Origin of the sequence: Shimia sp. NS0008-38b, assembly GCF_040370365.1 — a bacterium.
Classification (GTDB): Bacteria; Pseudomonadota; Alphaproteobacteria; order Rhodobacterales; family Rhodobacteraceae; genus Shimia.
The window spans coordinates 28,256-42,061 of sequence record NZ_BAABWQ010000001.1; the positions used below are offsets into that span (position 1 = coordinate 28,256).

14 protein-coding genes are annotated in these 13,806 nt (G+C 56.7%); 10 read left to right on the forward strand and 4 right to left on the reverse strand.

Translation table 11 applies throughout. The features are described from left to right. Positions 1-77: 77 nt before the first annotated feature. On the reverse strand, positions 78-1,271 hold the full coding sequence (locus ABWV47_RS00155; RefSeq protein ID WP_353307799.1) for a tyrosine-type recombinase/integrase: 1,194 nt from the start codon (positions 1,269-1,271) through the stop codon (positions 78-80). Positions 1,272-1,688: 417 nt separating this feature from the next. Here ABWV47_RS00155 and ABWV47_RS00160 point away from each other — a divergent pair, with 417 nt between their 5' ends. From ABWV47_RS00160 to ABWV47_RS00180, 5 genes are all read left to right on the forward strand, one after another. Then, the gene (locus tag ABWV47_RS00160; RefSeq protein WP_353307800.1) at positions 1,689-1,844 is read left to right on the forward strand and encodes an Arm DNA-binding domain-containing protein; all 156 of its coding nucleotides are present in this window, start codon (positions 1,689-1,691) and stop codon (positions 1,842-1,844) included. Between the two features lie 103 nt (positions 1,845-1,947). Next, positions 1,948-2,964 (forward strand): tRNA dihydrouridine(20/20a) synthase DusA, encoded by a 1,017-nt coding sequence (gene dusA, locus ABWV47_RS00165; RefSeq protein WP_353307801.1) that lies wholly within the window; start codon positions 1,948-1,950, stop codon positions 2,962-2,964. 88 nt (positions 2,965-3,052) lie between these two features. After that, positions 3,053-3,880, forward strand: a complete 828-nt coding sequence (locus ABWV47_RS00170; protein ID WP_353307802.1) for a sulfite exporter TauE/SafE family protein — start codon at positions 3,053-3,055, stop codon at positions 3,878-3,880. Beyond that, the gene (locus ABWV47_RS00175) at positions 3,874-4,662 is read left to right on the forward strand and encodes a phytanoyl-CoA dioxygenase family protein (RefSeq protein ID WP_353307803.1); all 789 of its coding nucleotides are present in this window, start codon (positions 3,874-3,876) and stop codon (positions 4,660-4,662) included. The genes ABWV47_RS00170 and ABWV47_RS00175 overlap by 7 nt, the downstream gene beginning before the upstream one ends. A gap of 154 nt (positions 4,663-4,816) precedes the next feature. After that, positions 4,817-6,058, forward strand: coding sequence for a calcium-binding protein (locus ABWV47_RS00180; protein WP_353307805.1), 1,242 nt, complete (start codon positions 4,817-4,819; stop codon positions 6,056-6,058). A 22-nt stretch (positions 6,059-6,080) separates the two neighbouring features. Here ABWV47_RS00180 and ABWV47_RS00185 read toward each other — a convergent pair whose 3' ends face one another. Genes ABWV47_RS00185 through ccmI form a run of 3 tightly spaced genes read right to left on the reverse strand, consistent with a single transcriptional unit; the run spans position 6,081 to position 8,031 of the window. Next, positions 6,081-6,314, reverse strand: a complete 234-nt coding sequence (locus ABWV47_RS00185) for a DUF1289 domain-containing protein (protein WP_353307806.1) — start codon at positions 6,312-6,314, stop codon at positions 6,081-6,083. Further along, positions 6,311-6,796: a Holliday junction resolvase RuvX gene (ruvX, locus tag ABWV47_RS00190; RefSeq protein WP_353307807.1), complete on the reverse strand. Its 486-nt coding sequence runs from the start codon at positions 6,794-6,796 to the stop codon at positions 6,311-6,313. Before ruvX ends, ABWV47_RS00185 begins: the two co-directional genes overlap by 4 nt. After that, positions 6,793-8,031 carry a c-type cytochrome biogenesis protein CcmI gene (ccmI, locus tag ABWV47_RS00195; protein WP_353307808.1) on the reverse strand — a complete coding sequence of 413 codons (1,239 nt, stop codon included), beginning with the start codon at positions 8,029-8,031 and terminating at the stop codon, positions 6,793-6,795. The genes ruvX and ccmI overlap by 4 nt, the downstream gene beginning before the upstream one ends. 179 nt (positions 8,032-8,210) lie before the next feature. Between ccmI and ABWV47_RS00200 the strand changes: the two genes are divergently transcribed. The 5 genes from ABWV47_RS00200 to ABWV47_RS00220 all read left to right on the forward strand — a co-directional run bounded on the left by ABWV47_RS00200 (position 8,211) and on the right by ABWV47_RS00220 (position 13,776). Further along, positions 8,211-9,458 (forward strand): sarcosine oxidase subunit beta family protein, encoded by a 1,248-nt coding sequence (locus tag ABWV47_RS00200; protein WP_353307809.1) that lies wholly within the window; start codon positions 8,211-8,213, stop codon positions 9,456-9,458. Beyond that, positions 9,458-9,733 (forward strand): hypothetical protein, encoded by a 276-nt coding sequence (locus ABWV47_RS00205; RefSeq protein ID WP_353307810.1) that lies wholly within the window; start codon positions 9,458-9,460, stop codon positions 9,731-9,733. The genes ABWV47_RS00200 and ABWV47_RS00205 overlap by 1 nt, the downstream gene beginning before the upstream one ends. Before the next feature lie 134 nt (positions 9,734-9,867). Continuing rightward, positions 9,868-10,197, forward strand: a complete 330-nt coding sequence (locus ABWV47_RS00210; RefSeq protein ID WP_353307811.1) for a sarcosine oxidase subunit delta — start codon at positions 9,868-9,870, stop codon at positions 10,195-10,197. Then, complete coding sequence (locus tag ABWV47_RS00215) at positions 10,194-13,208, forward strand: sarcosine oxidase subunit alpha family protein (RefSeq protein ID WP_353307812.1); 3,015 nt, start codon at positions 10,194-10,196, stop codon at positions 13,206-13,208. Before ABWV47_RS00210 ends, ABWV47_RS00215 begins: the two co-directional genes overlap by 4 nt. Next, positions 13,201-13,776: a sarcosine oxidase subunit gamma gene (locus ABWV47_RS00220; protein ID WP_353307813.1), complete on the forward strand. Its 576-nt coding sequence runs from the start codon at positions 13,201-13,203 to the stop codon at positions 13,774-13,776. Before ABWV47_RS00215 ends, ABWV47_RS00220 begins: the two co-directional genes overlap by 8 nt. Positions 13,777-13,806: the final 30 nt, after the last annotated feature.

Sequence of the window (13,806 nt, forward strand, 5' to 3'; positions counted from 1 at the left end):
AATGGTACATTGACTAACCGTTGTCCTACCGGTCCGGTCCGCGGTATCTCTTGGAAGGAGTGAGCTGTTGCCAGCCGCTACGAGACGACGCGCAAATACTGGGTTTCTGTGTCTGGTCTCCGGCGGTTGATTGCACCTGCTAACCGTGACGCCACCGAACCCGCAGCGCGTTGCACGGCATCATCAGCCAAATGCGAGTAGCGCAAGGTCGTGCTCAGGTTTTTATGCCCCATGATCTCCTTGAGCATGAACGGGTCGATACCACTCATAACCGCGACTGAGGCGTAGGTATGCCGCAGGTCATGCAATCGGACATCTTCGAGGCCAGCGCGCTTGCGGATGCGTCGCCACGGCTTTTCGAGGTCGGTCAGGTGTCCATCTTCGGTGTTTCCCAAAATCACGTAGGGGTTTCCTTGAATGCGCGGCAGCCCCATTAAGATGTCGTAGGCTTCGCGCGGCAGGGGGATGCGCCGCCGTCCGGTTTTGCTGTCTGGCAGTTCGAGGTGGGTGTACGTGACATAGTCCCATTTGAGCGTTGTGATTTCGCTCATACGACAGCCAGTCAACATCAGGAGCATGATTGCAGACACGATGTGAACCGTTTCGGAACCGTCCTCTAGTGACCGCATAAGAACACCACCTAACCGTGACTGCTCTTCCTCTCTCAGATAGCGTTTCTTTTCTTCTTCACGGTTCTTTTTGACCCGTCTTGCGGGGTTGGTGCCTTCGGTCCGCAAGCCCCAATCTTCTGCCGTGTTGAACATCTTAGAAATCAAACCCAGAACTCGATTGGCTTGGTAGGGTGTTTTCTCGCTGATCTTGAGATGCAAGGCCGCGACGTCGGCGCGGGTGACATCATTGATAAGCATCGGACCGAATGCCGGTACCACGAAGCGCCGTGCGTTGCTGGCGTAGTCTCGAACGGTTGAAGGCTTGCAATGACGCTCTGCGTAATCCGTTAGGAACCGTTCACAGAGCATAGCAACGGTAGGGGCCTGCCTGCGGGCTTGGCGATTGCCTGAGGGGTCTTCGCCTTTGGCAACGTCCCCAAGAAGCCGCTTGGCCTCTTGGCGGGCTTCGTCAGCTGTTAGCACACCGTGGGAACCAATGGTGTAGCGTCGTGTCCTTTTTCCGTTCCGATATTGGATCAGGTAGTTCTTTTTGCCTGAAGGGTAGACACGCAATCCAAATCCACCGACGTCACTGTCCCAGACTAAATAATCCTTGTCTTTGAGTTCCAGCGCTTCAACGGCTCGTTTGGTCAGTTTCATTTTGCGCCCCTTGTCGATGCAAAGTTTGGTTTCCGGTGTCTCTGCCGGAAGCAATACGGAAGCAACAGACAGCAAAACTTGGCGTCATTGATGAAACTGAGGCGTAGATGAAATCAATCTAAATCATTGATTGCATGTTGTTTTTGTTTGATGAGCGTAATTCGGAGAAATATAGAGAAATGGCCCAAACGCGGTTTGTAATCAGTAGGTCCGCGGTTCGAGTCCGTGTGGGGGCACCACTTTCCAATTCACTGAAGTCCAGAGACATCCATAAGTCCCTGTGATGTATGGGTTTTGGTTATGTTCGTTGTCCAATGCGGTCCTATGGCGTTTGGTGGGATTCCCCCAGATTGGGGGGGCTTTTTGGGGGCTTCGCGACTCTGATGAACAGGCGAGGCCCCCAGATGCCGTTGAGCGATGTTCAGATTCGAAATCTCAAATACCAGAGACGAGCCATATAAGGTTTCGGACTTTGAGGGGCTTTATCTTCTCGTAACGCCTGCCGGTTCTAAGCTTTGGAATGTTAAATATCGGCTGCATGGAAAAGAGAAGAAGCTGTCTTTGGGTGCCTGAAGCGTCACGTTTGTGAACCATTGTTTGCCCAGTTGGTTTTTGCTATCAGCATGGCCTCCTTTGCGCGGTTTGACGAGCTGCGCAGCGATTGAAAGTTTTAACAATGCAAAGCTCTCCGTGCCCTGCCAAGGTTGACCAAGTGGCTCATGCCGCACGACTAAGTGTGGCGCCCATGATGGATTGGACGGATCGGCATTGTCGCTACCTGCACCGTTTGTTGTCCGCACAGTCGCTGCTGTACACGGAGATGGTGACAGCGCCGGCGTTGGTGCGTGGGGGAGCGGTGCATCTGCTGGATTTCAGCGCTCAAGAGCATCCCGTTGCCCTGCAATTGGGCGGATCTGACCCTGCGGAGTTGTCACAGGCCGCCAAGCTGGCGGAAGAGCGCGGTTATGACGAGATCAACCTCAACTGCGGTTGCCCAAGTGATCGTGTGCAGTCCGGCACATTTGGGGCCGTATTGATGCGCACGCCGGGTGTGGTCGCGGAGTGCGTAAAGTCCATGCAGGATAAAGTGTCTGTCCCCGTCACTGTCAAATGTCGCATTGGCGTGGATGATCAGGAGCCGAAAGAGGTCTTGCCCCATTTCTTGGAAACGATGGCGCAGGCGGGCGTGACAAGAATTTCGATACATGCCCGTAAGGCGTGGCTCAAAGGGCTTAGTCCAAAAGAAAACAGGCACATCCCTCCGTTGGACTATGCTTTGGTCTATCAAATGAAACGCCGCTTTCCGGAGCTGCATTTGTCCCTCAACGGCGGAGTGGAAACGCTTGATCAAGCAGAGAAACATTTGGCTGAAGGACTGGATGGGGTGATGATTGGTCGTGCGGCTTATCACAACCCAAGTGATGTGCTTTGCGCTGCGGATCGGCGGATTTTTGGAACCGGTCAGGACAGTGATCCGGTGGCCGTTGTACACGCCATGTTGCCTTACATCGAATCGCACCTCTCCGGGGGCGGCAAACTGCATCAAATCAGCCGTCACATGTTGGGCCTGTTTGCAGGTCGGCCTGGTGCACGGGCATGGCGGCGGTATTTGTCAGAAAACGCCTCAAGCAGCGCTGCGAACACAGACACGGTTCTGTCCGCTTTGGCCCATGTTTCTCAAACCGCCGCCTGATCAGACAACGTGGCGGCGCACTGGCTTGCAGGCTTCCCCAAATTGGGTTCTACCTTGCGCACGACCAGTTTACCCTTGGAGCTAACCTATGACTCATGATCCCGCGCTGTTGCTGCAGATGCTTGTGCTTTTGTTGGGGATCGGCGCTTTGGCCGGAGTGCTGGCAGGCCTCTTGGGGGTTGGCGGTGGCATCGTTCTTGTGCCTGCGTTCTTCTATGCATTTCAAAGTCTTGGATATGATGGTCCGCAGTTGATGCAGATCTGTTTGGCCACATCTTTGGCCACGATCATCGTCACGTCTTTGCGCTCTGTGGCCAGCCACCACAAAAAGGGTGCCGTTGACTGGAACATTTTACGCGGTTGGGCACCGGGCATTGTGGTCGGTGCAATTGTTGGGGTGATGGTGGCTGCAAACATGCGCTCTGTGACTTTGCAGATCGTCTTTGGCGGCCTCGCCCTAGTGATCGGCGCTTATATGGGGCTGGGCAAGGCGCATTGGCGGTTGGGACAAAACATGCCGACTGGAGCCGGCCGGTTGTGCCTCAGTCCGGCTATGGGGTTTTTGTCCGTTTTGATGGGCATTGGTGGCGGGAGTTTTGGCGTGCCGCTGATGACTTTGTTCAATACGCCCATTCACCGAGCAGTGGCGACTGCGGCTGGATTTGGAGTGACCATTGCGATCCCAGCAGTTGCGGGATTTCTGATTATGGACATCGATCCAGCACACCGACCGCCTTACACGGTTGGCGCCGTCAATTTGGTTGCGTTCTTTATCACGATTGCCATGACGCTTTTGACCACACCTCTTGGGGTGAAGCTGGCCCATGCTATGGACCCCAAGCCGCTCAAACGCGTGTTTGCAGTGTTTTTGACACTTGTCGCTCTGAACATGCTGCGCAAAGCCTTTGGATGGTAGGGACGCTTGGCGACCTTGGATGGACCAAACTCTCCTTTGATGAGGAGGTCAGACGCTGGGCACTTCATGCGTGGCAGTTGGGGCAAAAGGCGATGCAGGCACCAGATTTGGCGCATTGGTGGGCCTGTGAGAACACTTGGTTTGTGGGTGTGGATGCGCTGCCCAATGACGCGTCAGGGTCCTTTGCGCAGGGGCCCAGATTTCCAATCAGTCTACAGGACTCTGTCACTCGAAACTTTGGGCCAATGCCGGATTTGCACCCTGCGCAGTTGTCTGTTGTTTGTCCAGGATACCCCAAGCCCCGGGACGGGGAAACTCCCGCGGCATTTCGGTTTCGCCAAACCCGAGATGCGGCCCATGTGGATGGTCTGCATAGGGGCGACGACGGTGGCCGGCGCGTTGAGGAACCACACGCGTGGATCATGGGGATTCCGTTGACCCACAACACCAAGGAGCAGGCTCCTTTGGTTGTTTGGGAGGGAAGCCACATGATCTTGGGTCGCGTGTTCCGGGCCGCACTTCAGAAACACCCAGAGAAATGCTGGAATTCTGTCGATCTGAAAGATGTCTACCTGACGGCGCGCAAGCAGATCTTTGAAACCTGTCAAAGAGTCCCGGTGTTGGCGCAACCGGGCGAAGCGGTATTGCTGCATCGCCAAACTCTTCACGGTGTGGCCACCTGGGAGCCAGGGGTGGGCGAGTCACCCAGTGAGCACCGCGCCATTGCTTATCTGCGTCCTTGTCTGGCCGAAGGCGTGTCTGCTTGGGCGATGCCAAATTGACCAAATTAGCTTGAATTGATCAACAATCCCGTGCCCACGAAGCAGTTTGTTTCGCAGCGCTACACATCTAGGTGTTTGTCTTTGTTTTATTTAAAATTGAGTCTACCTTCTGCGGATAAATGTCTAAGTGAAATTTCTGGGGTGTGATTCCGCTATGCAACTTTTTATTCTTCTGGGCCTTGTGGCGCTTGGCGGCGTCGCTCTTCTGATTGACGATGATAATGACAGCGACAGCGATACCGGTGGCGACACACCGGAAACGCGCGACGACGATCCCGTTGTTGACACGTCACTGTTGGGGGATGGCCTCAACAATTCCATAGAAGGCAGCGAAGCCGACGATCGTATTACCGGTGAAGGCGGCGAAGATACCCTGGTTGGCAATGCGGGTAACGACACCATTCTGGGTGGTGATCAGGACGACACATTGTCTGGTGGCGAAGGCGAAGATCGTTTGTCTGGAGGCAACGGAGACGATGAGCTTTCCGGGGGCATGGGCGACGACCAGATGTGGGGCGGCACAAGTGATGACACTCTCGCCGGCGACGAAGGCGATGACACACTGCTTGGGGGCTGGGGCGACGATATTTTGGACGGCGGTATTGGTGCGGACCTGCTTGAAGGCAACCTTGGCGCTGACACAATGTCAGGTGGCGAAGGCAGCGACACGTTGATGGGGGGCGATGGATTTGACTCTCTGGACGGTGGCGATGGCGATGACACACTCAGTGGTGATGACGGCAACGATACGCTGATCGGCGGCCTTGGCGCGGATTCGCTTTGGGGTGGCAACAGTGATGACACGTTGATGGGTGGCGAAGGGGATGACCATCTTTCTGGCGCGACCAGCGATGACAGCCTGACCGGTGACGAGGGTGACGACACGCTGCTGGGTGGTCGGGGTGCAGACACACTCATTGGCGGAACTGGCAGTGATAGTATTGATGGCGGTCGTGGCGATGACCTGCTCATGGGTGTTGAGGATGACAGCGACGACGGCTTGATTGGCCCGTCTGATCTTCTTGATGCCGACACCCTGATGGGGGGCGAAGGTGATGACACGATCCTTATGGGCTCAGGTGATCTCGCCAATGGCGGCGCAGGCGCAGATGTGTTCCAGACCGGTCAATGGGTCGATCCTGACAATGTACCGCAGGTCGAAGCCTTTGATACGGCTGAAGACGAGTTGGTGATCCTCGTTCCCGAAGGTGAAGCTGGTGGTACCGTTACTGTAGCGGCCTCTGCGGATCTCGGAGGTGACTGGGTCACAATCAGTATAGATGGTCAGGCGGTGGCAGAGGTCGAAGCGGCCGGGTTGGCTGTCGGCGATGTTGCAATCGTAGAAAGCGCCCAGGTGGCAGCATCCGTGACACCAACACCTGTGGTGACCACCTAAACAGCAAAAATGCGCGCGGTTGTCAGCGTTTCAACCGCGCGTTTCGTCCCCCACGACGCTTTTGCAGTTTTGGCGCGCGATTTGGCAACTCTTCCATGATCGCGCTGCGCTGTTCCGGCGTCATCTTACTCCACCCGGTGATCTCATCAATCGTGCGCAGACAGCCGGTGCAAATGCGCTCCTCAGGATGCACAACGCAGATTTGAATGCATGGGCTTTCCACCTCATTGCGTTTCCAAACAGTGTCTTTGCTCACTTTGACGCGCTCCCCATATGGTTCAGACGGTCCAGAACCCCCTGTAAGATATACGATGCAGCCACGTGGTCGATCACCTCTGAGCGACGTTTACGTGACGTATCCGCCTCCAAGAGCGCGCGTTCCGCCGCAACAGTGGACAAGCGCTCATCCCAAAACCCAATTGGGACATCTACCAAAGCAGACAGATTGCGTGCAAACGCGCGGGTGGACTGTGCACGGGGGCCTTCGCTGCCGTCCATGTTCATCGGCAAGCCAAGGATTATTCCGCAAATGCTGCGATTCTTGGCAATCTCGATCAGACGCTGCGCATCCAGACCAAATTTCTTGCGCTTCACGGTCTCAATTGGAGTTGCCACAGACCGGAGGCCATCGCTGACAGCCACCCCTATGGTCTTGGTCCCTAAATCCAGACCCATCATGGCCTGCATGGGGGGCAAGTTTGGGGCAAGCTCTTCAATACTTTGGTAGATTTCGCTCATTGCAGAACTCCCGCGCGCTCGGCTCCCGCGCGCACAATCTCAAGTGCGTCAGGAACCGCGGCAAATACATCTTTGGCCTCTTCCCAGATCGCGCTGGCACGGTCGGTGTCTCCCAACACGCCATACGCTGCAATCAGGCGCGCCCATTCCTGCGGTGTGCCTCCCTCGGTGGCCAACCGATCAGACAGTTGAGCCACCATACCTGCGATCATTTCCTGGCGGTCTTCAGCAGTCAGTTCCTGAGCGGCCTCAATATCCTCTGACGTTGGGCCTGACAGCCCTTCGGAATGATCGGGTGCGGCGGCTGGCATCTTGTAGTCAATGCCGGCGTACCAAGCGAGTTCGGTGATTGTGGCGCGGATCGAGGGCACCCAAGGAGCATCCGCCGGGCTTTGCCGCAGCACACGATCCCAGATACGATACGCCACATCAGGACGTCCACCTTGCCACATCATCAAACCGAAATAATACCGACCAAGATTGTTGAGCGGATCAATCTCCAGACCTGCACGTAAACTCACCTCTGCTTCGGGGGACACGTAATCCTGAGCCGCCGCAATCAGCAAGTTGGCATGAAGAATGTAGTCGCCAGCTGTGACCTCATCCCCTTTAAGCGCAATCACAGTCTCTTGCGCAGTATAGGCAGCGTTTAGATTGCCCAGATTGGCCTCGTTGCGTGCCAAAAGCATCTGTCCTCGAAGATCCTCAGGATTCTCCGACACCGCCGCACGCAACTTCTCCATCAGTTCCGCAAATTCGGCTTCGGGTGTGACCGGCGCCACCGCAGGCACACGGGCTTCCATCTCCGCCTGACTTGGGCGGTTTTGCATATCTTCGGTAACCTGCTCCAGCCGCAGCTCCAACGGCATGTCCCGATAGCCGGGCGATCCCAGCCAAAGGTAAAGCCCTGCGCTGCTTGCAAAAACCAGAGCACCCAAACCAAGTGCCATGGCGGTCGCCCCGGCTTTGCCCGTGTCTGCAAAGGCATCATGGGTTTGCATCTGTGCATCTGCTGTCAAAATACGACGCGAGATTTCCGTCCGCATCCGATCTGCGTCCGCTTCGCCGATGATGCCGCGTGCTGTGTCGCGATCCACCTCTTTGAGCTGGTCGCGATAGACGCGCAAGTCATAGGCGGCCGGGTGCTCGTCTTCCGCTGTGCGCCGGATCAATGCCAATGCAAACAGACCTGAGGTGACCAACGCCAAGGCGCCAGCGGTAATCCAGAAAATCATAAGACCTCCACAAAGTTGGATTACATGTAGTGATGCCACCCGCGCTCTGAAAGCGAAAATCGCGTGAACGGCACTTCATGTCGCAACCGGGACGCAAATAGGCGCTTTAATCGTGGTGGGCGTATCAACAAAAAGTTCATAAACTGACGGAAGTTGCCTCCCATTCGGAATCACGCCTCATGAGAAGATATTCAGCCTTTGCCATCGCCCGCGAAGCCGCCCGGTTCCACACCGGTTGGGAACGCGCGTGGCGCTCTCCGGAACCGAAGAAGAAATACGATGTGATCATCGTCGGAGCAGGGGGGCATGGTCTCGCCACTGCCTTCTATTTGGGTAAGAATTTCGGCATCACCAATGTCGCGATCATCGAGAAAGGCTGGCTTGGCGGCGGCAATACGGGGCGCAACACCACGATCATCCGTTCCAATTACCTACAAGACAGCTCTGCCGCACTTTATGAAAAGGCGCGCTCTCTTTATGAGACGATGAGCCAGGATCTGAACTACAACGTCATGTTCTCGCCGCGTGGCGTGATCATGTTGGCGCAGACCGAAAGCGAAATTCGCGGCTATCAGCGGACGGCTCATGCCAATGCTTTGCAAGGCGTGTCCACCGAGTTCATCGGGCCTGAACGTGTGAAAGAGCTGGTGCCAATCATCAACATCGACGGGCCGCGCTATCCGGTTCTGGGCGGTCTTTGGCAGGAGCGTGGCGGCACTGGTCGTCACGATGCCGTGGCATGGGGCTATGCACGGGCGTGCTCTGACATGGGAATGGATATTATCCAGAAGTGTGAAGTGGTTGGAGTGCACTCTGAAGGTGGAAACGTCACCGGTGTTGACACCACCAAAGGCCCGATTGAGTGCGACAAACTTGGTCTTGTTGTGGCTGGCAATTCCGGCGATCTGGCCAATATGGCGGGCTTCCGATTGCCGATGGAAAGCGTGGCGCTGCAGGCGCTTGTATCTGAGCCGATCAAACCCTGCATGGATGTGGTTGTGATGGCCAACACCGTGCACGGCTACATGTCACAGTCCGACAAGGGCGAGATGGTGATTGGTGGCGGCACCGACGGGTTTAACAACTACACCCAACGCGGCAGCTTCCACCACATCGAGGAAACCGTGCGCGCGCTGTGCGAAACCTTCCCGATGGTCAGCCGTCTCAAAATGTTGCGTCAATGGGGCGGCATCGTGGACGTGACCGGCGACCGCTCTCCCGTGATTGGCAAGACGCCACTCGGGAACTGTTTCATCAACGCAGGCTGGGGCACCGGCGGTTTCAAAGCCATCCCGGGCGGCGGCTGGGCCACCGCTGAGCTGATCGCCAAAGGTGAACCGGGCCCGCTGGCCGCTGAGTTTGGCATGGAACGCTTTATCGAAGGCCGCTTTATCGACGAAAGCGTTGCGGCTGGGGTGGCGCACTGATGGTGCGCCGCCAAGATACAACGCTCTCGGGGCTGCACTTGGAGCTCTTATCGAGTGAGCGCACGTCCTATGGTGCCGTGCTTTCTGCGCTCGAGAAGGGAAGAAAAGCGGGAAACAACGCCAGCTATGAAAGCAACGTGCTGGGTTTCGAGTATTCCGCAGACAGCGATACAGTGAGCGTATACGCGACCTTCAATGGCGGCGAAGACGAAGTAACCTTACCGTTTGCGATCTTTGAAACCGCAATACGACAAGCGCGACTTGGGGGAACATGAATGACTACTTCAAGCCCTCTCAACCATGTTAGCCCGGCAACGCCGGGCAGCGCCCGATCCGCCCCCACGGGCGGGCGCTTCGCACCCACCCTCGGATCGGGCGCTGCCCTCCGCACTTCTTGGGAGACCGCAAAATGCTAATCCTTCAATGCCCTTATTGCGGCGTCTGGGCCGAGGAAACCGAGCTTCACGCCGAAGGCGAAGCCCATCTTAAACGCTATGGCCCCGGCTCTGATGACGCGGACTTCGAGAGCTATCTCTTCATGCGCGAAAACCCCAAAGGCGTGCATTTTGAGCGCTGGCGGCATTCCAACGGCTGCGGCAAGTTTTTCCATGCCGCGCGGTCTACCACCACGCTGGAGGTCTTTGGCACTTATGCTGCGCAAACGCTGGAGCCGCCACAAGATATCAAAGACAAGATCTCGGCCAAAATTCCAAATTGGTCGTGGAGGGAATTCTCATGAGCACACGTCTGACCACCGGCGGGCGGCTTTTGAACAAAGCCAAACAGGTGACATTCTCCTTTAACGGCAAACAGTTCACCGGATTTGAAGGCGACACATTGGCCTCAGCACTGCTGGCCAATGACCAGATGATGATGGGCCGCTCGTTCAAATACCACCGCCCACGTGGCGTGGTGGCCTCAGGCGCAGAAGAACCCAATGCGCTCATGAATATGGGCAAAGATGGCGAGTTTGAGCCCAACCAACGCGCGACCACAACCGAATTGTTTGACGGGCTGACCTGCACCTCGCAGAACCACTGGCCGTCACTGGAATTCGATATTGGTGTGGCCAACAACTATGCGGCGCGTTTTCTGCCCGCAGGGTTTTACTACAAAACCTTCATGGCGCCTGCAGCCGCATGGAAACATGTGTTTGAACCCATCGTGCGCCAATCCGCAGGTTTGGGCAAAGCCCCCAAAGACCGGGACGCAGACCGTTACGAGCACTTCTACGCCTTCTTTGACGTGGTTGTTGTGGGCGGCGGTATTGCTGGTCTGCAAGCTGCCAAAGCAGCCGGGCAGGCGGGTGCCAAGGTCCTTCTGGTGGAACAGACCGCCCATTGGGGGGGCCGCGCTCCTGTGGATGGTGGCACGGTTGAGGGCGCGCCCGTTGCTGATTTCATTGAGGCCACCGTGGCCGAGCTCACGGCAATGGAGAATGTCACGCTCAGAAACCGCATGATGGGGGCTGGGGTCTATGACCACGGCTACGTGCTGGGCTATGAGCGCCTGACCGATCATGCGCCCTTTCTGGATGGCCCACGCCACCGTCTGTGGCGCATCCGTGCCAAGCAGATTGTGACCGCGACCGGCGCGATCGAACGCCCGCTATCTTTTGCTGGAAACGACATTCCCGGTGTCATGCTGGCGGCTGCGCTGCGCGACTACGTTGAGAATTTCGGCGTTTCGGCTGGTGATCGCACCGTTGTTGTCACCAACAATGATGACGCCTATCGCACTGCGATTGCCCTGAAAAAGGCGGGCCTTGATGTGCCTGTTATCCTGGATGCGCGCGCATCTGGCGGTGGTGCTTTGATGGAAGAAGCCAAGAGCCTTGGCATCCGTGTAGATGTTGGCAAGGCGATCGCGAAAGTCAAAGGCGGCAAACGTGTGACCGGCGTGGAGATCTGTTCTCAGGCAGGCGAAGGTGCCGCACTAGAAGAGATCAAATGTGACGCGGTGGCCATGTCCGGTGGTTGGTCCCCGGTGGTGCATCTGTGGTCGCATTGTGGTGGCAAGCTGATCTGGGATGATGCCCAAGCGCATTTCCGCCCTGATCCAGAGCGCGCGCCCACAAGCCACGATGGCCGTGCGTTTGTGGTCACAGCAGGCAGCGCCAGCGGGCCCTTGCACCTGAATGCGGTGTTGGCAGATGGCCAATCCGCGGGCGCAGCGGCGGCCAAGGCCGCAGGCTTTGACGCCCCTTCGCAAGACACCCCAAAAGCTGAGGCGACGGAGGAAGCGCCCATGCAGCCTGTGTGGCTTATGCCGCAGGGCGCGGGGCCAAAGCTGCGTATGAAAGCATGGCTGGATTATCAGAACGATGTGAAGGTCTCGGATGTGCGACTGGCTGCGCAAGAGGGCTACGAAAGCGTTGAACACACCAAACGCTACACCACATTGGGCATGGCCACAGATCAAGGTAAGTTAAGTAATATCAATGGTCTGGCGGTGCTTTCTGATGCACTTAATCAGCCAATTCCAGCCACTGGCACCACCACCTTCCGCCCTCCCTACACACCAATCTCCATGGGAGCGATTGCTGGCGAGGCGCGCGCCGACGTGTTTCAACCGGTGCGCCGCACGCCGATCCATGACTGGCACGAAGAGAACGGCGCGTTCTTTGAACCGGTCGGTCAGTGGCGCCGCCCTTATTGTTTCCCACGTGGCGAGGAAAGCCATGCGGATGCGGTGACACGCGAGATCAACCAGACTCGCAAATCCGTTGGTCTTCTGGATGCCTCGACCCTTGGCAAAATCATCGTGAAGGGCGCGGACGCGGGCAAATTCCTCGACATGCTTTACACCAACATGATGAGCACGCTGAAGGTTGGGAAATGTCGCTATGGCTTGATGTGCAACGAAAACGGTTTCCTCATGGATGACGGCGTGGTTGCGCGCATCGATGAGGACACGTTTCTGTGCCACACCACCACCGGCGGGGCCGAGCGCATCCACGGTTGGATGGAAGACTGGCTGCAATGCGAATGGTGGGACTGGAACGTCTACACCGCCAATGTGACTGAGCAATATGCGCAGATCGCTGTGGTGGGCCCAAATGCCCGTAAAGTCATCGAAAAGCTCGGCGGCGAGATGGATGTCTCCAAAGAAGCCTTGGCCTTTATGTCGTGGAAAGACGGCAAGATTGGTGACTTTGAAGCACGCGCCTATCGTATTTCGTTTTCTGGTGAATTGTCCTACGAGATTGCCGTACCCGCCAGCCAGGGCCGCGCGTTCTGGGATGCGCTTTTAGAAGCAGGCGAAGAGTTCGGCATCATGCCTTATGGCACCGAAGGGTTGCACGTGATGCGCGCCGAAAAAGGGTTCATCATGATTGGTGACGAAACTGACGGCACCGTGATCCCACAGGATCTGAACTTGCAGTGGGCAATTTCCAAGAAGAAGGAAGACTTCCTTGGCAAGCGTGCGCAGCTGCGCGACCACATGGCCAGCCCAGAACGCTGGAAATTGGCCGGGTTTGAAACACTGGATGGCTCGGTCATTCCGGACGGCTCCTACATCGTGGCCAACGGCACCAATGCCAATGGTCAGCGCAATGTGCAGGGCCGTGTGACTTCTACTTACTATTCGCCAACGCTGGATCGTGGCATTGCCATGGGCCTTTTGCATCACGGCCCAGACCGTATGGGTGAGGTGGTAGAATTTAACAAGGTGGACGGCAGCACGGTGAAGGCCAAAGTGGTTGATCCGGTGTTTTATGACAAAGACGGGGAGAAGCAGAATGTCTAAGGCTGTGAGCGCCCTTGATGGGGCAATTTTTGAAGGTTTTGCCAAAGTCGAAGACACTGGCCTGCGCGGCATGATCACGGTGCGCGGCGATTTGATGAGCAAAGAGATGGCGACGGCCGTGAAAACGGTAACGGGGGCGGATATGCCCGCTCAGCGCAAAGTGATGGATGGTGCCAAAGGGGCGGCGGCGTGGATGTCACCTGATGAACTGTTGATCATTGTTGACTACGATACGGTCACCAAAACTGTGGCCGCACTCACAGATGCTTTGTCCGGCTCCCATGCTCTGGTAGCCAATGTGTCGGACGCCCGTGCTGTGTTTCGGGTGTCCGGTGACAGCAGCCGCGATGTGCTGGCCAAACTGGCACCGGTTGATTTCAGCCCAGACGTTTTTGCTGCCGGGGACATCCGCCGCTCCCGTATGGCGCAGGTGCCCGCGGCCATTTGGGGCAATGCAGACGGCAGCTTTGAAGTGATCTGTTTCCGATCCGTTGGTCAGTACGTGTTCGATCTTTTGTCTGTCTCCGCGACATCCGGCGGCGAGGTTGGGTTTCACGCAACGTCTTGAAACGGGGCGGGGGTTTCTCAGTCAGCGTCC

Excerpts from the sequence above, each read along its gene's own strand:
- dusA (WP_353307801.1), top strand. The coding sequence starts at position 1,948 with ATGCAAAGCTCTCCGTGCCCTGCCAAGGTTGACCAAGTGGCTCATGCC.
- ABWV47_RS00205 (WP_353307810.1), top strand. The coding sequence starts at position 9,458 with ATGGTGCGCCGCCAAGATACAACGCTCTCGGGGCTGCACTTGGAGCTC.
- ABWV47_RS00180 (WP_353307805.1), top strand. The coding sequence starts at position 4,817 with ATGCAACTTTTTATTCTTCTGGGCCTTGTGGCGCTTGGCGGCGTCGCT.
- ccmI (WP_353307808.1), bottom strand. The coding sequence starts at position 8,031 with ATGATTTTCTGGATTACCGCTGGCGCCTTGGCGTTGGTCACCTCAGGT.
- ABWV47_RS00175 (WP_353307803.1), top strand. The coding sequence starts at position 3,874 with ATGGTAGGGACGCTTGGCGACCTTGGATGGACCAAACTCTCCTTTGAT.
- ABWV47_RS00160 (WP_353307800.1), top strand. The coding sequence starts at position 1,689 with ATGTTCAGATTCGAAATCTCAAATACCAGAGACGAGCCATATAAGGTT.
- ABWV47_RS00220 (WP_353307813.1), top strand. The coding sequence starts at position 13,201 with ATGTCTAAGGCTGTGAGCGCCCTTGATGGGGCAATTTTTGAAGGTTTT.
- ABWV47_RS00210 (WP_353307811.1), top strand. The coding sequence starts at position 9,868 with ATGCTAATCCTTCAATGCCCTTATTGCGGCGTCTGGGCCGAGGAAACC.
- ruvX (WP_353307807.1), bottom strand. The coding sequence starts at position 6,796 with ATGAGCGAAATCTACCAAAGTATTGAAGAGCTTGCCCCAAACTTGCCC.
- ABWV47_RS00155 (WP_353307799.1), bottom strand. The coding sequence starts at position 1,271 with ATGAAACTGACCAAACGAGCCGTTGAAGCGCTGGAACTCAAAGACAAG.
- ABWV47_RS00215 (WP_353307812.1), top strand. The coding sequence starts at position 10,194 with ATGAGCACACGTCTGACCACCGGCGGGCGGCTTTTGAACAAAGCCAAA.
- ABWV47_RS00200 (WP_353307809.1), top strand. The coding sequence starts at position 8,211 with ATGAGAAGATATTCAGCCTTTGCCATCGCCCGCGAAGCCGCCCGGTTC.
- ABWV47_RS00170 (WP_353307802.1), top strand. The coding sequence starts at position 3,053 with ATGACTCATGATCCCGCGCTGTTGCTGCAGATGCTTGTGCTTTTGTTG.